20 protein-coding genes are annotated in these 21,160 nt (G+C 59.3%); 6 read left to right on the forward strand and 14 right to left on the reverse strand.

Annotation, left to right across the window (positions count from 1 at the left end; translation table 11 throughout):
* Positions 1-19: 19 nt before the first annotated feature.
* The 5 genes from EDD77_RS09980 to EDD77_RS10000 all read left to right on the forward strand — a co-directional run bounded on the left by EDD77_RS09980 (position 20) and on the right by EDD77_RS10000 (position 5,268).
* Positions 20-1,252, forward strand: a complete 1,233-nt coding sequence (locus tag EDD77_RS09980) for a glycosyltransferase family 4 protein (RefSeq protein ID WP_243117493.1) — start codon at positions 20-22, stop codon at positions 1,250-1,252.
* Positions 1,253-1,262: 10 nt separating this feature from the next.
* The gene (locus tag EDD77_RS09985) at positions 1,263-1,973 is read left to right on the forward strand and encodes a glycosyltransferase family 2 protein (protein ID WP_058965954.1); all 711 of its coding nucleotides are present in this window, start codon (positions 1,263-1,265) and stop codon (positions 1,971-1,973) included.
* Positions 1,970-2,338, forward strand: a complete 369-nt coding sequence (locus tag EDD77_RS09990) for a DUF2304 domain-containing protein (RefSeq protein WP_058965369.1) — start codon at positions 1,970-1,972, stop codon at positions 2,336-2,338. The genes EDD77_RS09985 and EDD77_RS09990 overlap by 4 nt, the downstream gene beginning before the upstream one ends.
* Before the next feature lie 116 nt (positions 2,339-2,454).
* Positions 2,455-3,930 carry an MBOAT family O-acyltransferase gene (locus EDD77_RS09995; RefSeq protein ID WP_058965368.1) on the forward strand — a complete coding sequence of 492 codons (1,476 nt, stop codon included), beginning with the start codon at positions 2,455-2,457 and terminating at the stop codon, positions 3,928-3,930.
* Between the two features lie 15 nt (positions 3,931-3,945).
* A complete protein-coding gene (locus tag EDD77_RS10000) occupies positions 3,946-5,268 on the forward strand; it encodes a hypothetical protein (protein ID WP_058965367.1) in 1,323 nt (440 codons plus the stop codon).
* A gap of 82 nt (positions 5,269-5,350) precedes the next feature.
* On the opposite strand, the gene EDD77_RS10005 is transcribed toward EDD77_RS10000, so the two are convergent.
* The 10 genes from EDD77_RS10005 to EDD77_RS10050 all read right to left on the reverse strand — a co-directional run bounded on the left by EDD77_RS10005 (position 5,351) and on the right by EDD77_RS10050 (position 15,504).
* Positions 5,351-6,376, reverse strand: coding sequence for a siderophore ABC transporter substrate-binding protein (locus tag EDD77_RS10005; protein ID WP_058965366.1), 1,026 nt, complete (start codon positions 6,374-6,376; stop codon positions 5,351-5,353).
* 49 nt (positions 6,377-6,425) lie between these two features.
* Positions 6,426-7,178, reverse strand: coding sequence for an iron ABC transporter ATP-binding protein (locus EDD77_RS10010; RefSeq protein ID WP_058965365.1), 753 nt, complete (start codon positions 7,176-7,178; stop codon positions 6,426-6,428).
* Between the two features lie 3 nt (positions 7,179-7,181).
* Positions 7,182-8,159: an iron chelate uptake ABC transporter family permease subunit gene (locus tag EDD77_RS10015; protein WP_058965364.1), complete on the reverse strand. Its 978-nt coding sequence runs from the start codon at positions 8,157-8,159 to the stop codon at positions 7,182-7,184.
* Positions 8,156-9,193, reverse strand: coding sequence for an ABC transporter permease (locus EDD77_RS10020; RefSeq protein WP_058965363.1), 1,038 nt, complete (start codon positions 9,191-9,193; stop codon positions 8,156-8,158). Before EDD77_RS10020 ends, EDD77_RS10015 begins: the two co-directional genes overlap by 4 nt.
* Positions 9,194-9,382: 189 nt before the next feature.
* Entirely contained in the window at positions 9,383-9,850 is a 468-nt protein-coding gene (locus EDD77_RS10025; RefSeq protein WP_058965362.1) for an S-ribosylhomocysteine lyase, read from the reverse strand.
* A gap of 12 nt (positions 9,851-9,862) precedes the next feature.
* Positions 9,863-10,405 (reverse strand): phosphodiesterase, encoded by a 543-nt coding sequence (gene yfcE / locus EDD77_RS10030; protein ID WP_058965361.1) that lies wholly within the window; start codon positions 10,403-10,405, stop codon positions 9,863-9,865.
* On the reverse strand, positions 10,402-11,745 hold the full coding sequence (locus tag EDD77_RS10035; RefSeq protein WP_058965360.1) for a hypothetical protein: 1,344 nt from the start codon (positions 11,743-11,745) through the stop codon (positions 10,402-10,404). Before EDD77_RS10035 ends, yfcE begins: the two co-directional genes overlap by 4 nt.
* A 61-nt stretch (positions 11,746-11,806) precedes the next feature.
* The gene (locus EDD77_RS10040; protein WP_058965359.1) at positions 11,807-13,432 is read right to left on the reverse strand and encodes a phosphotransferase; all 1,626 of its coding nucleotides are present in this window, start codon (positions 13,430-13,432) and stop codon (positions 11,807-11,809) included.
* A 150-nt stretch (positions 13,433-13,582) separates the two neighbouring features.
* Positions 13,583-14,635: a helix-turn-helix domain-containing protein gene (locus tag EDD77_RS18295; protein ID WP_058965358.1), complete on the reverse strand. Its 1,053-nt coding sequence runs from the start codon at positions 14,633-14,635 to the stop codon at positions 13,583-13,585.
* Between the two features lie 143 nt (positions 14,636-14,778).
* The gene (locus EDD77_RS10050) at positions 14,779-15,504 is read right to left on the reverse strand and encodes a Bax inhibitor-1/YccA family protein (RefSeq protein WP_058965357.1); all 726 of its coding nucleotides are present in this window, start codon (positions 15,502-15,504) and stop codon (positions 14,779-14,781) included.
* Between the two features lie 149 nt (positions 15,505-15,653).
* On the opposite strand from EDD77_RS10050, the gene hemW reads away from it, so the two are divergent.
* Positions 15,654-16,745: a radical SAM family heme chaperone HemW gene (hemW, locus tag EDD77_RS10055; RefSeq protein ID WP_058965356.1), complete on the forward strand. Its 1,092-nt coding sequence runs from the start codon at positions 15,654-15,656 to the stop codon at positions 16,743-16,745.
* A gap of 150 nt (positions 16,746-16,895) precedes the next feature.
* Here the strand turns inward: hemW and EDD77_RS10060 are convergent, their stop codons facing one another.
* The 4 genes from EDD77_RS10060 to EDD77_RS10075 form a co-directional block, all read right to left on the reverse strand.
* Positions 16,896-18,500: an MBL fold metallo-hydrolase RNA specificity domain-containing protein gene (locus tag EDD77_RS10060; protein ID WP_058965355.1), complete on the reverse strand. Its 1,605-nt coding sequence runs from the start codon at positions 18,498-18,500 to the stop codon at positions 16,896-16,898.
* A gap of 215 nt (positions 18,501-18,715) precedes the next feature.
* Entirely contained in the window at positions 18,716-19,294 is a 579-nt protein-coding gene (locus EDD77_RS10065) for an ATP-binding cassette domain-containing protein (RefSeq protein WP_058965354.1), read from the reverse strand.
* Entirely contained in the window at positions 19,291-20,049 is a 759-nt protein-coding gene (locus EDD77_RS10070) for an ABC transporter permease (RefSeq protein ID WP_058965353.1), read from the reverse strand. The genes EDD77_RS10065 and EDD77_RS10070 overlap by 4 nt, the downstream gene beginning before the upstream one ends.
* The gene (locus tag EDD77_RS10075; RefSeq protein WP_058965352.1) at positions 20,036-21,118 is read right to left on the reverse strand and encodes an ABC transporter substrate-binding protein; all 1,083 of its coding nucleotides are present in this window, start codon (positions 21,116-21,118) and stop codon (positions 20,036-20,038) included. Before EDD77_RS10075 ends, EDD77_RS10070 begins: the two co-directional genes overlap by 14 nt.
* Positions 21,119-21,160: the final 42 nt, after the last annotated feature.

Genomic DNA, 21,160 nt, shown 5'->3' on the forward strand with positions numbered 1-21,160 from the left:
AAACAGGAGCGTTGACACTGTGAAACGAATTTTAGTGGTGAGCCAGCACTTCTGGCCGGAGTCCTTCCGCATCAACGACATTGTGGAGGGCTTTGTGGAGGACGGGCTGGAAGTGGATGTGCTGTGCGGCCTGCCCAACTACCCCAGGGGCGAGTGGTTTTCCGGCTACAGATACACCGGTCCCCGCCGGGAGAATTACAAAGGCGCCCGGGTGTTCCGGGCCGGGGAAATTCCCCGCAAGGGCAATTCCGGGGCCATGATCTTTTTGAATTACGTGAGCTGGCCCTTTTTCGCTTTGTTCAGCCTGTGGCGGCTGAAGGGCCCCTACGACGCTGTGCTCTGCTACAACACCAGCCCGGTGCTGATGAACTTCCCGGCCATTGTGTATGCAAAACTGCACCGCATCCCCTTCACCAGCTATGTGCTGGACATCTGGCCGGAAAACCTGTACAGCGTGCTGCCGGTGCAGAATGGTTTTCTGCGCCGCATCGCCAGCGCGGTGAGCGACTGGCACTACAAGCGGGCGGACAGGCTGATTGCCATGAGCCTCTCGCTGAAAAAGCGGCTGATGGAGCGCACCGGAAAACCCGCGGACCGGGTGGCGGTAATCCCCCAGCACTGCGAGGATTTTTATGCCGTTCCCCAGCCGGACAAGGAACTGGCAGAGCGGTATGCGGGCCGGTTCAATCTGGTGTTCACCGGCAATTTCAGCCCGGCCCAGAGCCTGGACACGGTGATCAAAGCCGCGGTGAAGGCCCGCAGCATGGGCGCGGAAAACCTGCGGCTTCTGATGGTGGGCGACGGCATGAGCCGGAATGCGCTGGAAGCGCTGGTGGACGAGCTGAACGCCCGGGACACGGTGGTGTTCACCGGCAGCGTGCCGCCTGCGGATGTGCCCCGCTACACCACACTGGCCCACGGACTTGTGGCTTCTCTCAGCGCCAGCCCGGATCTGGGCATGACGGTGCCCGCCAAGATCGCCAGCTATATGGCGGCGGCAAAGCCGCTACTTGCCGGCATGGACGGCGAGGGCGCACGGGCGGTGGAGGCCGCCGGGTGCGGCTTTGCCAGCCCGGCCGAGGATTCGGACGCACTGGCAAAAAACATGCTGGCTCTGTATCAGACCGGTGAGGCTGAGCGGGCCGCTCTCGGTCAAAAGGCCTTTGCCTGGTACCAAACCAACTACCGCCGCCGGGCGGTGCTGGATCAGCTGGAAGATTTTTTGCTTCCAACCGAAAAAACAAACGTTTGAGGTGAATCCCTTGAAGGTACTCGTGATCATTCCCTGCTACAACGAGTCGGAGAACATCTGCCGGGTGGTGCAGCGGCTGAAGGCCACCTGCCCGGATGTGGACTATCTGGTGGTGAACGACTGCTCCACCGACGACAGTGCCCGCATCCTGCGGGAAAACGGCTACAACTATCTGGATCTGCCGTTGAATCTGGGCATCGGCGGCGGTGTGCAGAGCGGTTATCTGTACGCCACTGCCCACGATTATGACATCACCGTTCAGATGGACGGCGACGGCCAGCACGACCCCCAATATCTTTACGATGTGATCCGCCCGGTGGCCGAAGGCAGGCTGGATATGTGCATCGGCAGCCGCTTCATCAAAAAAGAGGGCTTCCAGACCAGCTTCATGCGGCGGGTGGGCATCCGCTTTTTAAGCTTCATGATCCGGATTCTCACCGGCCAGCGGGTGCTGGACGTGACCAGCGGCTACCGGGCCTGCGGCAAGCGGATGACGGCCCTGTTCGCGCAGCACTACGCCCAGGATTACCCGGAGCCGGAGGCCATTGTAACGGCCATCTGCAACGGCTACAAGGTGGGCGAGGTGCCGGTGGTCATGGAGGAACGCCAGGGCGGCGTATCGTCCATCCGGGCCTTCAAGAGCGTGTATTACATGATCAAGGTCAGCCTGGCGCTCATCATCCACCGGCTGAGTGCCATTCAAAAAGGAGGAAAAGGATGAGCCCGGTATTCCAAGGCCTGCTTTTGGTGGGCGATCTTGTATTCTTGATTCTCATCTTTGTGATGGTGAAAAACGGCCGGCTCAGTGTGCGGTTCAGCCTGCCCTGGCTGGGGCTGGGCGCCGGCATGCTGGTGCTGGCTGTATGGCCGGAGGTGGCCAAGATCCTGCGCAGCCTTGTGCAGGTGGAAGTGGTCTCCAACATGGTGTTCATCATGCTGTTCTGCTTCGTTCTGCTGGTGCTGCTCATCCTGTGCGCGGTGGTCAGCGAATACAACGAGCGGCTCAAGCGCCTGACCCAGGTAAACGCCATGCTGGAACACCGGGTGCGCCAGCTGGAGGAGCAGCTGCATCGCACCGACCGGTAACAAACGGCCGAGTTTTGCGTCTGTTCGTTCAAAACGGCCCCGGCCGCGGTGCGGGGTATATAAATGCTGTTTGCGGCAGCGAACCTGAATTTCCAACCACAGTGTGAGGTGTGTGCATGGATTTTAACACATTGGTCTTTCTGGGCTTTTTTGCGGGCGTGGCGGTGCTCACCTACTGCGTGCCCCGTGCCGCAAAGCCTTATCTGTGGCTGCTCGCCAGCTACGCCTTTTATCTTTACAAGCCGGAAAACGCCCGGCTGGTGTTCATTCTGATCAGCGTTACGGTGGTGACCTGGGTATGCGCCCTTGCCATGGACAGCGTCCCCCAGCAGGCCACGAGGCGGCTGTTTCTGGTGGTCTCGCTTGCAGTGTGCTGCGGGTTTCTGTTCTTCTTCAAGTACTTCAACTTCTTCGGCGAGCTGCTGGGCGGTATCATGGGCCTGTTCGGCGGAAAAGCGCCCCATCTGGATCTGATTGCTCCGCTGGGGCTTTCCTACTTCACCTTCCAGAGCCTTGGCTATGTGATCGATGTGTATCTGCACCAGACCAAAGCCGAGCGCAACCCGCTGAAGTACGCGCTGTTTGTGAGCTTTTTTCCCTGCATCTTCACCGGCCCCATCGAGCGTAAGGATCACCTGATGGCCCAGTTTGAGCATCCCCGCCGGTTCGATTACGACCGGATCGCGGGCGGTTTGTTCCGGGTGCTGTGGGGCTATGTGAAAAAGATGGTCATTGCCGACAACATCGGCGTGTTTGTACGGGCGGTATACTCCGCGCCGGACCAGCACACCGGCCCTTACCTGCTGGCGGCAAGCCTTCTGTTCAGCTATCAGATCTACATGGATTTCTCCGGCTGCTGCGACATTGCCATCGGCGCGGCCCGGATGCTGGGCTTTGATCTGCTGGAAAACTTCAACCGGCCCTTTGCCGCCAAGACCTACACCGAGCTGTGGAACCGGTGGCACATGAGCCTGACCAACTGGTTCAAGGATTACATCTTCACCCCCCTCTCCTTCTACAACCGGGGCGCGGAAGGCTTCCTGGGCAAGCTTCAGGGCTGGTTCAACATCTTCATCATCTTCCCCATCAGCGGCCTGTGGCACGGCGCCAGTCTCGGCTATGTGATCTGGGGCATTCTGAACGGCCTGTTTATGGTGGTGGGCAAGGCCACCGCCAAAAAGCGCCGCAAATGGGCCAAGAAAAACCCGCTGTACAAGGTTCCCCATCTGCAGGGAATCTGGCAGCGGTGCTGCGTGTATCTGCTGTTCACTGCCTGCATCGTGTTCTTTGCCGCCGATCTTTACGGTGGGCAGGCTGGCGCAGTGTTCACCGGCCTGTTTGCAGGCTGGGGCCAGGCCGGCCCCGCCCAGCTGGCAGCCGGCTTTGCCAAGCTGGGTCTGGGCGGCGGAACCCTGCTCATGCTGGTTGGCAGCAGCCTTGTGGTGGAGCTGATCGAGGCCCGCGGCCCGGTGGCTCAGTGGATTCGCACCCAGCGGGCCTTCGTGCGCTGGCCGCTGTACTACGGGCTGTGCCTGCTGCTTTTGTTCTTCGGCGCGTTCGGCCAGTCGGCCTATATCTATCAGCAATTTTAAGGAGGTGCGGCGATCTTGACCAGTCAACCAAAGCGCAAAAAGAAGCGCAATTTCGTCCGCACCCTTCTGTACCGTTTCTTCACCGGGCTGGAAATCCTGATCAAATTCTGCTTTTTCATCCCCATTCTTCTGTTCATGGTCTGGTTCAGCCATAAGGTGGACATCAGCGGCCTGTTTCAGGGCGAGCTGGCCCCCCGCGAGGTGGCCAACATGCTGCTGGCAGGCGAGACGGTATCCAACTACGACAAGATGGATGAACGGGCGGTGCTGGAAGTCTATGTACAGAATCTGCCCGAGGATCAGGTGCCGGATACCATCGCTCTGGGCTCCAGCCGGGTGCTGCAGCTGCGGCAGGAGCTGGTGGGCGGCAGCTTTTTCAACATGGGCCTGAGCGGCGCCTCTTCCATGGATATCATGAACTGCTTCTACCTGCTGGACAAGGCGGGCAAGCTGCCCAAAAACCTGATCATTGAGGTGGATCCCTGGCTCTTCAACGGAGACAGCGCCGCCGACCTGAACAAAAAGGCGGACACCGAGCTGTTCAGTGAATTTTTGCAGAAGGCACTGGGCCTTACCAGCGATTACGAGGAACCGGATCAGCTGGCCCTCTGGAAGGCGCTGATCGACCCGGCCTACTTCCAGGGCAATGTGAAATACGCCTTGAAGCAGCGCGCCACCGGTGAGGCCACCACCGAGGACGGCGAGAGCATTCCCTTCCAGCCGGTGAGCGGCGATCTGGATTCACTGGACAACAACGTGAAGGAGCCGGACGGCAGCGTGCTGTATCAGGCGGATTTCCGCAACTGGGATTACGATCAGGTGATGGCCGAGGTGCTGGATCAGGCGGGCACCCTGAACGGTCTGCACGGCTTCTCCCAGATGGACCCCTACTGGACGGATCTGTTCGAGCGCTTCGTCAGCTATGTGCAGAGCAAGGACGTGAACGTGGTGTTCCTGCTTACCCCTTACCACCCCTTCATCATCAAGCATGTGTACAACAACCCGCAGGGTTTTGAAGGCTTCTTTGAGGTGGAGCCCTGGCTGCGCAGCTTCGCCCAGGAGCATAATATCCCCCTCTACGGCAGCTACCATGCCAGCCGGATCGGTGTGCCGGAAAGCCTGTTCTACGACGGACTGCACTGCAAACCGGAGGCACTCAAGCTCTACTTCCCCTGCATCGAGGCCGCGCTGCAGGGCCTGCAAACCTCCTACGAGACCCAGTACCTGGAAACCTACGGTGCAGACAATGCGGATCTGGTAACCAATGCGCTGGTGGGCTCCACCGCAGATTGCCTTGTGGTGGACGAGGAATGGTTCGCCCAGGCCAGTGCCGCATGATTTTTCTTTCTTGCACACAAACAGCCCGCCCCGGGTGCGATTGATTTCGCACCCGGGGCGGGCTTTCTTTTTATGCTTTTGCTCAGGCATTCACACCAAGGCCGGTTTCCAGGTCGCTCAGCATCCGGTCCAGTGCGGTAACACCGCCCTCGGCGGTGTACCACACCGCCGGGCTTGCCAGATGGATCACATGGCCATTCTGCGCCGCCTGGGTCTTGTTCACCAGCTCATTGTCCATAATCTCCTGAGCCAGCTTCGCACCGTCGGTACCGATGGCAGCATCCCGATCCATCACAAAAATGTACTGGGGATCCTTCTCCACCAGGAACTCAAAGGAAGCCTCGTTGCCGTGGGTGGAGGTATCGATGGCCGCATCCACCCCCACATTCTCAAAGCCGATTTCCCGCCCGATGATGGAGCAGCGGCCGTCGTTGCCCAGCACGTTATAGCTGCCGCTGGTCACCATGCCCACAATGGCGGTTTTCCCTTCCGCGAAGACCCGCAGCGCCTCGATCCGGGCATCAAATCCGGTCATCAGCTGCCCGGCCTGCTCCTGTCGGCCGAAGATGGATGCAATGGTCTCGGTATTTTTGCGCACGCTTTCCACCACGCCCAGCTCGGTATCCGTGGAAAGATACACCACCGGCGCAATCTCGCTCAGTGCATCATAGGAGGAGGCCAGCCGGCCGCCGATAAAGATCACATCCGGCTCGCAGGCCATCACCGCTTCCAGATCCGCCTCCTTGATGGTGCCCAGATTGGCCACTGCCTCGTCGGTCACATAGCTCTGCAGATAGTCCAGGCTGGTGTCGGCGCTGCCCACCACCCGGTCACCCAGATCCAGTGCATCCAGAATATCCAGGCTGGCCATGTCCAGCACCGCCACCCGCTGAGGGTCGTAGGGTACGGTGAGTTCCACCGTCTGCTTGCTGCCGTTCAGGCTCTGGATGGTCACCTCCTGCTGCACAGCCTCGGATCCGGATGCAGCGGAAGCCGTGCTTTCGCTTTTGGGGGATGTCATGGCGGCAAGATCCGCCGCAATGCCGCCGCAGGCGGTCATGGAAATGGCCAACAGCCCGGCCAGGGCCAGAGAAAGATATTTTTTCATGGGGAACTTCTCCTTTGAATGAATCTTTTGTCTTAAAAAAACAACGCGGTCAGTAGTAGATGGACAGCGGCTTGCCTTTCACGGTCTGGATCTGGAATTCCACCCCGTAAATGGCGGAAAGGTTCTCGCTGGTGATCACCTCTTCCACCGAACCGAAGCGGGCGATGCGGCCATCCTTGAAGGCACAGATGTAATCGGAATAGAAGGCCGCGTAGTTGATCTCGTGCAGCACCAGAATCACGGTTTTGCCCAGCTCGTCACACAGGCGGCGCACGGTTTTCATCAGATTGGTGGCGTGGTAGATGTCCAGATTGTTGGTGGGCTCATCCAACAGGATGTACTCGGTATCCTGCGCGATCACCATGGCGATCAGCGCCCGCTGCCGCTGCCCGCCGGACAGCTCGTCCAGAAAGCGATCCTGAAATTCCTCCAGCTCCATATAGGCGATGGCCCGGTCCACGAACGCTTCGTCGGTTTCGGTCAGGCGGCTGCCGGAGTGGGGAAATCGCCCGAATGCCACCAGCTCCCGCACGGTGAGCTTCATCTGAATATGGTTGGACTGGGTGAGGATGGCCAGCCGCCGGGCCAGCTCCCGGCTTTTCCAGCGGCCCACATCGGTACCGTCCAGATCCACAAGGCCTTCATCCTGCGCAATCAGGCGGGAGATCATGCTCATCACGGTGGATTTGCCCGCCCCATTGGGGCCGATCAGCGAGGTCACCTTCCCCTTCGGAATGGAAAAACTCACTCCGTCCACCACGGTTTTGCCCTGATAGCGTTTTGTCAGCTGACGAATTTTCATGGGTTACACCTTCTTTCTTGCCACAAGCAGATAGAGAAAATACACACCGCCGCCCACGGTGATGAACACGCTCACCGGCACGGCATAGGAATACACCTGCTCCACAATCAGCTGGCCGCCCACCAGCACCGCCATACCAAACAGCGCCGAGCCAGCCACCAGCTGGCTGTGGCGATAGGTGCGCAGCAGCTGGCGGGAGAGGTTTGCGATGATCAGGCCCAGAAAGGAAATGGGCCCGACCATGGCCGTGGCCACCGCGATGCAGAGGGTAACGCCCAGCAGCAGGCGGCGGATGCAGCGGTCGTAGTCCACGCCCAGATTGATGGCCTGCTCCTTGCCCAGTGTGAGCACGTCCAGCAGGGCCAGCTCGCGGCGCAGCGCAAAGGCCACCCCCGCCAGCAAGAGGGCGGAAAAAAGCAGAATTTCGGAATTGATGTTGCTGAAGCTGGCCACCAGGCTGCTCAGCAGCGCGTCGTATTCATTTGGATCCATCACCCGGGTGAGGGTGGTCTGGACGCTGCCGAAAAAGGAGGCGAGCACCGTGCCCACCAGCAGCACATACAGTACATTGTGCTTTGTTTTGCGAAAGATCCAGCCATACAGCAGGGTGGCGGTGATGCCCATGAGAATCACATCCACACCGAAGGCCAGATTCGCGTTGGAGGCCACGATACTGGACGAGCCCAGAAAGAACACAACCGCGGTATGAATCAGGGTATACAGGGTATTCATGCCCAGCAGACAGGGTGTCACGATGGTGTTGTTGATAATGGTCTGGAACACGATGGATGCTCCGCCGATGGACACCGCAGTGAGCGCCATGGCCGCCAGCTTCGGGGCACGGATCTTCATGGAATAGGCAAACAGTCTGGCGTTGCCCGGGTCGGTATTCACCAGCAGATAGCCCGCAGCGCATAAAAGCGCCAGCACCGCCAGCAGCATCAGTCTGCGCCGGTTGGCGCGAACAGCAGTTGAATTCATGCCTGCCCTCCTTCCTTCAGTCGGGGCATGGGGCAGCAGCCGGCCGAAGGAGCCGTAAGGCGGATGGCCCTGCGGCCATTGCGCAGCCGGTAGAACAGCAATCCCACAAACAGCACACTGCCCAGAATGCCCACAATCAGCTCGATGGGCAGCTCATAGGGGGCAATGATCACCCGGCCCAGCATATCGCACACCAGCACGAAGATGGCCCCGAACAGAGCGGTATCCGCCAGCGTACCCCGGATCTGATCCCCCTTGAACAGGGCCACCAGATTGGGTACAATCAGCCCGATGTAGGAAATGGAGCCCACCACAACCACCACGCTGGCAGTGATCATGGCCGAGATGCTCAGCCCCATGAACAGCACCAGATTGTAGGGCACCCCAAGATTTTTGGAAAAGTCCCGGCCAAGGCCCACAATGTTGAAGTGATTGGCAAACACAAAGGCCAGCAGGATCAGCGGTGCGGTGAGCCAGACGATCTCGTACCGGCCCTTGATGACCAGCGAAAAATGCCCCACCAGCCAGGAGGACAGCGCCTGCGTCATCTCATACTGATAGGCCAGATAGCTGGTTACCCCGCCGATCACATTGCTGAACATGATGCCCACCAGCGGTACCATCACCGCATCCTTGAACTGGATGCGCTGGATGAACCACACAAACGCCCAGGTGCCTGCAATGGCTGCGGCAAAGGCCAGCAGCGCCCTGCCCCACAAGGTGGAGCCGGGCCAGAACAGCAGTGCCAGCAGAATGCCCAGCTGGGCCGACGAGATGGTAGCCCCCGTGGTGGGGGATACAAATTTATTGCTGCACAGCTGCTGCATGATCAGCCCTGCCACGCTCATGCCCGCTCCGGTACACAGAATGGCCAGCAGCCGGGGCAGACGGGAAAGGAGAAAAATCTCCCAGGCATGTCCGTCTCCCCGCAAAAGAGCCTGCAGGTCCAGCTCGATCACCCCCACAAAGAGCGACAGCCCGGCCAAAACCACCAGTGCCACCGCGAGGGCCACGGTGATCCGATTGGATCGCATGAAAATACCTCCTTATTGTCCTGAAGGTTAGTCAGAACTAACCCTGTAACATAAAATCAGCGCGGGCCCGGCAATTGGTCTTATGTGCCGGGCACCGCGCATTGCGAGAGTTAGTATAGCATACAAAAAAGCAGCTGCACAATCAAATTGTTGCGCAGCTGCTTTTGTAATCTTGTTGTTCAAACAGGTTCAGCCCTGATAGTCATACTGCAGCATGGGCTCGGTCCAGTGCTCCAGAACCTGGCACATATCCGCCGCCACAGCCTTTGCACCGGGCAGATCATGCTCCAGATAGTTGCCGCATTCCTTGCGCTCGCTGCCGGGAATCTTACCCTCAAAAGCGGCAATGAAGGCAAAGCATTCCCGCACCAGAGCGATGGCCTGCTCCCCACTCATGGCATCCCGGGTGAGGAAATAAAAGCCGGTGCGGCAGCCCATGGGGCCCACATAAATGATCTGGTCGCTGAAGGCGGAATTGCGCGCATAGGTGGCAAACAGATGCTCGAAGGTGTGCATGGCCGGGTTGGGCAGGTAGACGCCCCCGTTGGGCTTGACCATACGGATGTCATAGGTAATCACATCTCCGTCCACCCGGGACACATACATGCCCTTTTCCAGCTTGTCGTGGTCCACAGTAAAGCTTGCGATGGTTTTCATTGCATTCTCTCCTTAGTAGGCAATGCTGCCCAGCACCTGACCGTCGATGGTCTTGGTGGTGAACAGGCCGTTTTCATAAATCATGTAGCTGTGGGAGCCGTCCTTTGGAATGGACACGCTGCCCGGGTTCAGAATCAGGGTATCCCCCTGCCACTCGGCATGCTTCACATGCACATGTCCGAACACAAAGGCGCTGTGGGCAGGCATGGGAGGCAGATTTTCCGGGTTGAACTTATGGCCATGGGTGGCAAACAGACATTTGCCTTCCTCCAGCCAGAGGGTGGTATAATCCGCCATCACCGGGAATTCCAGCACCATCTGGTCCACCTCGGCCTCGCAGTTGCCCCGCACGGCAATGATTTTTTCCTTCAGGCCGTTCAGCATGGGGATCACCTTTTTGGGGGCATAGCCCTCGGGCAGGTCATTGCGGGGGCCGTGGTATAACAGGTCACCCAGCAGCAGAATGCGATCCGGCTGTTCCTCCCGGATGCGCTCCATCAGTTTTTCGCAGTAAAAGGCCGAACCATGCAGGTCGGACGCAATCAGAAGTTTCATAAGGTTACGGCTCCTTTGGAATGAATTTTTCCTTTTTTGGTTTCTTCCGCGCAGGAAAAGGAAGGCTGACGTTCCGGCCAGAAGATCACGCCGCACAGCAGCCAGATGGTCACATTGACGCAAGCCCAGATCACATGCCCCTCCATGGTACCGTGACAGATCATCACCAGGCAGCAGATTGCTTCCGTTGCATGGCCCTGCTTCAGCAGGCGCCACACCAGCAGAGCAAACCCGCCCCAGATCAGAGCGCTTGCCACCGGGCCGGCCACCAGCCAGTAATGCAGGTAGGCGTTATCCACCAGCATGCCATCCGCAGGCATCTGCCCTGCAATGGCGAAGGGCATCGTCTGCAAAGCTTCCCAGCCCAGCGAGATGCGGGTGCTGAGCAGCCGGTCCAGCATGGCCAGCACCGGGTTGTCCGGATTCCAGAGAAATGCCAGAATCATGCTGGCGGCAAACGCCAGCACCGGGGCAGCGGCAAGCAGAATACGCACCGGCAGCGGCCGAAGCACCACCGGCCAGATCCGTACCACCAGGGCAGCCACCATCAGAACGCAGAGGCACATGGTAGCCGCCCGACTGTCCGGCCCGAAATTGCACAGCAGCGTAACTGCCGCCAGCAACGCAAAATCGAACCATTTCAGCCGTTTGATGCCGCGCAGGCACACATACATCACGGCCAGCCCCAGCAGGCAGGCACCGAAGAAATTGTACCATCCATAACCAAAACTGTTTCGATATCGGCCGGTTCCCAGCTCCTGCACGGTGTTGATCACGCCCAGCAGAGAGCTGACTGCCACCACAGCCACACTTGCCGCTCCCACTGTGAACACTGCCTTCAGCGCACGGCGCAGCGGCACATCCTTTGCCGCCAGTGCGAACAGAAGCGCCAGAAGCATCCACTTTTCATGGTTGTTCATAAACACCCAGCGGATCACGAACAGTGTTCCGAAAGCCACCGCCAGCTGCCGCCCGTCGTAACGGGTGCACAGCAGAATCTTGCCCAGCAGGCAGAGCGCCAGAATATGATCCAGCACCATGGTACCGTAGTCAAACAGCCAGGGAATGCGATAGCGATACAGGCTGTTCGCAAAAAAGATTTCGAACTGGTACACAACGGCAGCCAGAGTAAACAGCCAGGAGCCGATGCTCAGCCGCCGGCCGCTCAGCCAGTCGCCAAACAGAATGCGCGGAGTTGTCAGCTGCTGGGCCAGGCTGAACCAGGGCGCCGTTTTTGGGCCGAACACCGTCTGCCAGGCATACCACACGCAACCGGCAAACAGCCCCAGCACCGCAACATTTGCATAGTCGTAAAGACAATCCACCAGGAAGGAATACAAGGGTCTTTTCTCCTTTTAAAGCAAAATTGCAGGGCCCGCCCCAGCGGGCCCTGCTCAATGATCAGCTGTATTTTTTCACAATGGCCTGCATGGCATCGAACTGCTGCTCCATCTCCTGCACCAGCTTGAACTGGGTGCGGGCACGGATCAGGTTGTGGGTGGGATACTGCGTCTTGAAATAGGTATCCCCCTGCAGGTAATCGGTCAAAAAGCGCATGCCGCATTCCAGGGTGAGGATCTTGGCGCCCCAGGCCAGATTTGCCTTTTCGTTCTCGGTGAGCACATCGCCGGCAGATTCCAGATAGCCTTTGGTGTAGGCCTCAAACAGATCGATCTCAAAGTGTACCTTGGAGAGATCCGGCTCATCTTCGGCCGCATGGGTGGCACCGAAACGGATGGAGTCGCCGAAATCGTTCAGGGCAAGGCCGGGCATAATGGTATCCAGGTCGATGATGCAGATACCCTCACCGGTATTTTCATCAAAGAGGATGTTGTTCAGCTTGGTGTCGTTGTGGGTAACACGCAGCGGAAGAGTGCCCGCCCGCAGCTGGCTCATGAGTACGCTGCAATCCGCCGCATGATCCAGCACAAACTGAATCTCGTCCTTGCAGGTGCGGGCACGGTTTTTCACATCTCGGCGCAGCGCCTGTTTAAAATTCTTCAGCCGATCCTCGGTATCATGGAATTTGGGGATGGTTTCATACAGCGTGTCGGCGGGGTAACCGTCCAGCTGCTTGAGGAAACGGCCAAAGCTGCGGGCAGACTGATAGAACTGCTCCGGGCATTCCACACTCTGGTAGCACACGGAATCCGGAATGAAGTTATAACAGCGCCAGGGCAGACCATCGGTATCCTCGTAATAGTTTTCCCCTTCTTTGGTCTTGATATAGCTCAGGGTCTCCCGATCCGGGTCGCCGCCGGCAGCGCGGATGCTCTGACGCAGGTACTCAGTCACACCAAAGATGTTCTCCATCACCTCGCGGGGCTTTTTGAACACATGGGTGTTGATGCGCTGCAGCACATAGCTCAGCTCTTCCTCGCCGTTTTCGCCGGGCATGTATACCGCGTAGGTCTCGTTGATGTGGCCGGCACCGAAGGGCTGCACGTAGCTGCACTGGTTGCCGAAGCCAAAGGCGTACAGAGCATCCTCCAGCACGCGGCTGTCCACCCCGTCGATCTTGCGGCGCCTGGCGAAAATCACCTCGCCTGCTTCCACCTTGCGGTGGGCCTCCACATGGCAGTTGGCCTTGACCACACTGCCCAGGCCGATGTGAGCGCCCTCGTCCACCACGGTGTCGTGGTCAATGATGGCGCCGCTGTTCACCAGGCAGGCAAGGCCCAGTTTTGTGTGGGTATTGATCACGGCGCGCTGCATCACAAAGCTGCCCGCGCCGATCTCGGCGCTGGGGCTGACCACCGCGCTGGGATGAATGATGGTGGGCACCACGAAATCCGCTTCCAGCAGCTTCTTCACCCAGTGCAGCCGCATCTTGTTGTTGCCGAAAGCGGCCACCGCACAGGGATACTCCTTGCGGAATTCTTTATAATCCACCAGCTTGCCGATGACACAGCTCTCCTTGCAGGCGTCGTCCAGCATGGCGATCTTATCAAACTGGCGGGTCGCCATGGCGGATTCATAGACCATGTGGCCAAAACCGCCCGCGCCCAGAATCAATAGGTTCGGCATTGGGTTTTTCCCCTTTCTGTTCTGCCCGGCTGCCGTGTTACGCACGGCATATCCGGTGAAAATTGGTCAGAAATCAACGTAATTCTATTATAGTAAAAGAAACACCCCAATACAAGGCATCGGGGTGTTTTTCCTATCGTATATAAAGATTTACCAGCTTCCGCCCCCCTGCATAAAGGTGGCTGCAAGCAATTGCAGCGCCATCAGCGCCACGGCTCCCAGAAGCAGAGCCGCGCCGCTTTTGTTCATACGCCACCGCTCTCCCCGGGCCGCCATACGCTTTGCCCGGCCGGTCTGTATCAGCAGAAAGGCAACTCCCAGGCAGACCCCCGGCAGCGTGGTGGCCAGCTGCGCCACCGCGCCCGGGCTGTTGTTTGGAATGTGGAACACCCCAACGCAGAAAAAGCCCAGAAAAAACTGTGCGAGAAACAGCCCGCTCCACCAGATCAGCGGCTTCATCTGCTGACTCTGGATGTCCCGCGTCTGCTGCTTTCCCGCCTGGCCTGCCGCCGTAAGCCCGGGATAGGCTGTCACCAGATTCCGGCCATATTTATACTGCACACATCCGATGGCTCCCAGCAGGCCGATCACCTGTGCGACGATCAGAACCGTAAACCCGGCCTCGCTGGTCGCAAAGCCAATGGGCACCGCCACCAGACTGATGCCCAGATTGGTCACCTGAACCCACAGATCCATGGCTCGCACCAGCGTTTCCAGCTTTTTTCGATCATAGGCCGCATCCGGGTCGTAACCCGCCAGCATGGTGTAATCGCCGCTGGACGTCATCACTGCCAGCAGCGGGTGCAGGCTGCCGCCGCACAGAAACAGCAGCACCGGCAGCAGCACCCATTCCATCTGTCCCCGCACCGCGCCCAGCACAAACAGCCCCAGCTGCACCGCCAGCGCCAGCCGGAAGGCAAGGCAGGTGGCCTTTTGCCAGCTGGCGCAGCGGCGGCGGAAGGCCGCATCTGCATCCAGCCCGCCCACCAGTTCATCCAGACTGCAACCCAGTGCCGCTGTCAGCTGCTGCAGGGTGGCAAGATCCGGCTGGGTGCGGTTTTGTTCCCAGCGGCTCACCGCCTGCCGGGTCACAAACAGCTGGTCTGCCAGCTGCTGGCTCAGCCCCGCCGCCCGGCGCAGAGCCGCCAGCCGGCCGCCGAAATCCTGCCGGTTTTCCATTTGTTCGGTATGCTGTTCCTTCATGATGCTTCCCCGCTTTCCCGCCGGTTTTCTGCCCTCAGTATAGCACCGGCCCGTCCTGGAGAGCAAGAAACAGCCTGTTGCCTGCCCCGTTCGACACAAAAAAGCGGGAGCCGATGGCCCCCGCTTTTTTGTGTTGATTCCAATTAATCCCGGTTCCGGCCAAAAATGCGCAGCAGGTACAAAAACAGGTTGATAAAGTCCAGATACAGCTGCAGCGCCGCATAGATGGATGCCTTTTTCGCCATGGCTTCGTTGCCCGCATAGGCAAAGTACAGCGCCTTGATCTTCTGGGTGTCGTAAGCGGTGTAGCAGGAGAAGATCACAATGCCCAGAATGCTGAACAGAATGCTGGACCCGCTCATAAAGAACATACCGATCACACTCACCGCCAGCAGCACGATCAGGCCCACCATCAACGAAGTGCGCCAGCTGGTCAGGTCCCGTTTGGTCAGATAACCGTAGGCTGCCATTACGCCGAAGTACAGCGCCGCCGCGCCAAAGGCCATGAGCACATCGCCCATGTTATACAACCACAGGTAGGAGCTGAACACAAGGCCGTTCACCGCCGCGTAGAGGAAGAACAGGCCCCGGGCCGAACCCACGCTCATGCTGTGCAGGCGGGATGCCAGCGCCACCACCAGCACAATCTCCAGAATGGCCAGACCAAAGAAGGTAAAGCTGGAACGCAGCAGATAAAAGCCGATGTTGCTCATGTATGCAGCCAGCGAAACCCCGAAGGTGACCAGCAGGCCTGCAAACATCCACAAAAAGGTTTTTGCGGTATAGTTGCTCAGGGTCTCGTACTGGAATTTTTCGTTCATATAAACGGTATTAGGGCCGGAATTGTTCCATTGATTGTAATCGTTCATAACATCAAATCCTTTCTTAAGGTTGATTATACCGTATATTATATCTGGATTTGTAAATAAAATCAAAATCTTTTATAATGACTTTGTGACAAGATCCCCCAAAAGCCGATGTGGCGCACAAAACCACCACCGGCGAAAGGAGCATTTTCATGGCCTTTGGTCTTTATCTTCATATCCCCTACTGCCTGGCAAAATGCCGTTACTGCGATTTTTATTCCAAGGGTGGCAGCCGGGGCGTTCCGCAGGAATATGTGGATGCACTGGTGCGCCGGATGGACGAGTTCCGCCGGAAGGGCCTGCTGGCCCGGCATCCGGACACGGTGTATTTCGGCGGCGGCACTCCCAGCCTGCTGACTCCGGAACAGGCCGCCCGGCTCATTGCCGCGGCCAGCCCCGCCTCTGGTGCGGAGGTAACGCTGGAGGCAAACCCGGAGACCGTGAACGAAGAAATTCTCACCGGCTTTTTGCAGGCGGGCGTGAACCGGCTGAGCCTGGGGGTGCAGACTGCCTTTGACGAGAGCCTGGCCCGACTGGGCCGCCCCCACACCGCGGCCCAGAGCCGGGAAGCCTTCCGGGCGGCACGGCAGGCGGGCTTTGCCAACATCAGCGGCGACATCATGATGGCTCTGCCCCGGTATACGCGGGAGGAGTTAGACGCCACGCTGGAGCTGATTGCATCCGGCGGCGCCACCCACATTTCGGCCTATCTGCTGAAAATCGAACCGGGCACCGCCTTCGGCAAAAATCCGCCCGCCGACCTGCCGGACGAGGACGCCGCCGCGGATTTCTATCTCTATGGTGTGCAGCAGCTGGAACAGGCGGGCTTTGCCCAGTACGAGATCAGCAACTTTGCCCGCCCGGGCTTTAAGGGGCGGCACAACCTTTTATACTGGAACTGTCAGGACTATCTGGGCCTCGGCCCCGCCGCCCACAGCTGTGTGAACAATCGGCGGTTCTACTGGCCCGGCGATACCCACGCCTTTCTGGACCCGGCCTGCCAGCCGGTGCAGGACGGCGGCTGCGGCGCGGAGGACTATATCCTCTTACAGCTGCGGCTGACCAGCGGACTGGACCTGAACGCCCTGAAAAGCAAATACAATGTGGAATTTTCGCAAAAACAATTGCGTTTTGTAGAAAAATGTGTGGGCGCCGGGTACGCCCGATTCCAAAACGGCGTACTCTCGCTCACCCCTGCCGGGCTGATTATTCAGAACAGCATCCTGTGCGAGCTGCTGGACTGAGATCCGGGCCCGTCCCCTTCCGCAAGCGGCGCAGAGAACACTCCATAACTCCAAAGTGCCCGTCTTTGTTTTCCTCCGAAGGCGGGCACTTTTTCAGCTCATTTTATTTACATTTTGTATATTCTCGTTCGCTTTCTACAGAATTACGCCTTAATCTTCCCATTTCTCGCACAGAGCTTCCACCTGGCTTGCCATCCGGGCCAGCTCCTTGTTGGCATGGCCTTCCTTGGCCTTGATGATATTCAGCAGGCGGTGGCCGGCGTCCAGCAGACGGCGGAACACCGGGTTCTGGCTGCGCAGGCCGGCTTTCTTTTCCTCAATGCGCTTGCGGTTGCCCAAAGCCAGGCAGTGGCCGCTCACCAGATCGTAGACCGCGCCGTTGTAGGGCGCGCTGGCGGAGTAGCCCAGCTCGGCCATCAGACGGTTGGCAAAGATATCGCAGACGGTATCCTCGCCGTGGGTCACGAACACATGCTGGGGCTTGTGCTCTTTAAAGGCGGCGGCCCAGCGCATCAGGCCCTCGTTGTCCGCGTGACCGGAAACGCCAGCCAGCACCTTAATCTGGGCCCGCACCTCGATGGTCTCGCCAAACAGCCGCACCTCTTTTGCGCCTTCCACCAGTGCCCGGCCCAGGGTGCCGGGGCTCTGGTAGCCCACAAACAGCACGGTGGACTGGGGCTGCCACAGGTTGTGCTTCAGATGGTGCCGGATGCGTCCGGCTTCACACATGCCGCTGGCGGAAAGAATCACCTTGCGGCTCTGGTCAAAGTTGATGGCCTTGGAATCGTCGCTGCTCACAGCCAGCTTCAAGCCCTTGAAGCTGATGGGGTTGACCCCCTGCAGCACCAGTGCCCGGGCCTCCTCATCGTAGCACTCCGCCCACTGCTCCCGGAAGATGTGGGTGGCCTCCACAGCCAGCGGACTGTCCACATAGACGGTGAAATCGCCGTACCCCTTCACCAGGTTCTGCTCCTTGATCTGGCGCAGAAAATACAGCATTTCCTGCGTGCGGCCCACCGCAAAGCTGGGAATCACCAGATTGCCGCCCCGGTCAAAGGTCTCCTGAATCACACCTGCCAGCTCGGTCACATAATCCGGCCGGGGGCCGTGGCTCCGGTCGCCATAGGTGGATTCCATCACCACATAGTCCGCTTCGGAAATGTACTGCGGATCCTCGAGCAGGGGCTGGTGGTCGTTGCCGATATCGCCGGAAAAGACCAGCTTTTTGGTGACCTCACCCTCGGTGACCCACAGCTCGATGCTGGCCGAGCCCAACAGATGGCCCACATCCACGAAACGCCCCTTCACACCGGGAGCCACGTCAAAGGTCTCGCCGTAATCGATGGGTAGAAACAGCTTCAGTGCGTCCTCCGCGTCCTGCATGGTGTAGATGGGCTCGTATTCCGCTGCACCCGAGCGTTTTGCCTTCCGGTTGCGCCACTCTGCCTCAAATTCCTGAATGTGGGCGGAGTCGCGCAGCATAATGTTGCACAGCTCAGTGGTGGCGGTGGTTGCAAACACCGGCCCCCGATACCCGTTTTTCACCAGCAGCGGGATACGGCCGGAGTGGTCGATGTGGGCGTGGGTCAGCAGCAGGCTGTCCACCTGGCCGGGTGCCAGCGGCAGGGGCTGATTTTCATAAATGTCCCTGCCCTGTTCCATGCCGCAGTCGATCATGATGTTCTGGTCGTTCACCTGAAGCAGATAACAGCTTCCGGTAACCTCATGGGCTGCGCCCAAAAATGTAAGCTTCATAATCTGCGGGGCCTCCTTTGTTGCCGCCCGCGCTCTGCCCCAAACGGGGCCGCGAGGGCCGGTCCTGTCGTTACCTTTATTATAGCCCCTGCCCCGGGCGCTTACAAGCAAAATGTCAAAAACAAAAGCAAACAGATTGTAAATTTTAGGCAATACCGCACAATTCCGAATGGTGAATCACGCGAGATTCCCTCAAACAATCTGTTTGCTTTTTATCAGTTTTTCTGCAATTCCGGGATCACCACGCTGGCGCCGCCAAAGGCCCCGGCCTCCTGCTCGTCGTGAGTGATGAGCAGCAGCCATCGGCCGTTCAGCGCCCGGTGTACCCAGTCCATGGCCCGCTGTCGGGTTTCTTCATCCAGCCCTTTGAAGGGTTCGTCCAGAATCACACCTTCGGCAGGGGCCAGCAGCGCCCGGGCCAGTGCCACCCGCCGGGCCTGCCCACCGGACAGCTGCCGCGCAGGCTTTGCCCAGTCCTCTTCGCAAAGGCCCAGCTCTTCCAGCGCCGCTTCGATCTGCTCCCGGCCCAGCTGGGGGCAGCACAAGGCCACATTGCCCACCGCCGAAAGCTGGCCGCAGAGCCGATCCTCCTGAAACTGGGCCACGATCCGGCCATCCGCCACAAGGCTGCCGGAGTCCGGCTGCTCCAGCCCCAGCAGCAGCCGGGCCAGGGTGGTCTTGCCCCGGCCGGAGGGAGCCATGAGCACGTTGACTCCTTCCAGGGTCAGATCCAGATCCCGCAGCACCCACTGATCCCCGTAGCGTTTGCCAACGCCCTTCAGTATCGCCTTCATGCGCCGCCCCCTTCCAGCTGCCTGCCCGCTGCGGCCAGCAGCCGAACAAATACCGCTTCAAACACACCGCTCACCAGCACGATCACCGCCGTCCAGGCGAACAGCTCGCCGGTTTCCAGATAGAGCTTTGCCTGATACAACGCCTCGCCGATGCTGCCGTCCGGCAGGCCGATCACCTCGGCAGCGATGCCGCTTTTCCATGCAAGGCCCATACCCACGGTGCAGCTCTGCACAAAATAGGGCCACACCTGGGGCAGCCAGATGGCCCCCAGTGCCCGGGAAAAGGAAATGCGGAACACCTTTGCCATCTCCAGCAGCTGCCGGTCGGTCTGCTGAATGCCCTCCAGCACCGCGGTATACACCACCGGCAGTACCATCAGAAAGCTGATGAGCACCGCCAGATTGGCACTGCGCACCCACAAAAGGGCCAGAATGATAAAGCTGGCCACCGGCACCGCCTTGATCAGCTGCATCAGCGGCCGGATCAGCACCCGCACCGGCTCCAGCCAGGCACTGGCCGCCGCCAGCAACGTGCCCACTGCCAACGCACCGAAAAAGCCCGCCAGAATGCGCAGGGCACTGAAGCCAACCCTCTGCCAGAAGGCGGCGGTGGGCACAAGGCCGACCAGCTTTTCCAGTGTTTCCAGCGGCGAAGCAAGCAGAAAGCTCTGCTCCATCGCCATGGCCGAAAACTGCCAGACCGCCACCCAAAACAGGATGGCGGCCGCTTGTTTGATTCGTTTATTCCACACCATAGTAGAAATCGTCGCCCGGCAGCGCACCGCCCACCGAGGCGGCATCCTGCTGGTACAGCACGTCCAGATAGCCGCTCAGGGCCTGCTTCATGTCCGCGCCGTCCATGTAGGTGATGTTGCAGGCGGGCAGAGCCTTCTCAGCCAGAGGAGCCTTGGCCACGATGCCGTACTCCGCCACCAGCTGGGCCGCGTCGGCAGTGTTGGCGGTCACCCACTCAATGCTGCTGCGGTAGTCGGCCAGAAAGACCTCCAGCTCCTCGGGATGCTGCTCGGCATAGTCGCTGCGCACGGCCAGCACGCCGGTGATCAGCTGGGAATCCGGGTCAATCTTGTTCCATTCCTCGGTCAGATCCAGCGCCACGTTCAGGCCCTCCACCTGAGCCTGGGCAGCGGTCACATAGGGCTGGGGCAGCACGGCCACCGCGCCCTCGCCGGCGCTCTGCAGCGTGGACAGCACCTCGGTAGCCTCGCTCTTGTATTCGATGGTCACATCCTTGGCCGGGTCGATGCCGTTTTCGGTGAGGATGTAGTTGAGCACATACTCAGGGGTGGTGCCCTTGCCGGTGGAATAGATGGTCTTGCCGGCCAGATCGGCCACGCTGGCCACATCATCGCCGGTGGTCACCACATACAGAACACCCAGGGTGTTCACCGCAGCCACCTGAATCTTGCCCTCGGTTTTCTGGTACAGGGTGGCAGCCAGGTTGGCGGGGATGGCCGCCGCATCCAGCTCGCCCTTGGTCAGCAGAGGCACGATCTCATCCGCCGCGCCGTACATGGTCACATCATACAGAGGGCTTTCCATGCTCTCCTGATCCTTCATCAGCTTGACCATGCCCATGGTGGTGGGGCCCTGCAGGCCCGCGATCCGCATGGCATCGCCCAAAGCGGCAGTGTCCTCGGAAGCGCTCACAGCGGAGGACGCAGGCACGCTTTCCGCCTGACTGGAAGCAGGCGCACTGGATGCAGCCTGCGAGGAAGCGGTGCTGCCGGAAGCAGCGGTACCGCCACAGGCAACCAGGCTCAGAGCCATTGCGGCAGCCATTACCATGCTTAACAAACGTTTCATGAAAGTTCTCTCCTTCTGGGCAGTTGTTCCGGGCCGTAACCC

Source organism: Allofournierella massiliensis, assembly GCF_004345265.1.
In the GTDB taxonomy this organism is placed as follows: Bacteria; Bacillota; Clostridia; order Oscillospirales; family Ruminococcaceae; genus Allofournierella; species Allofournierella massiliensis.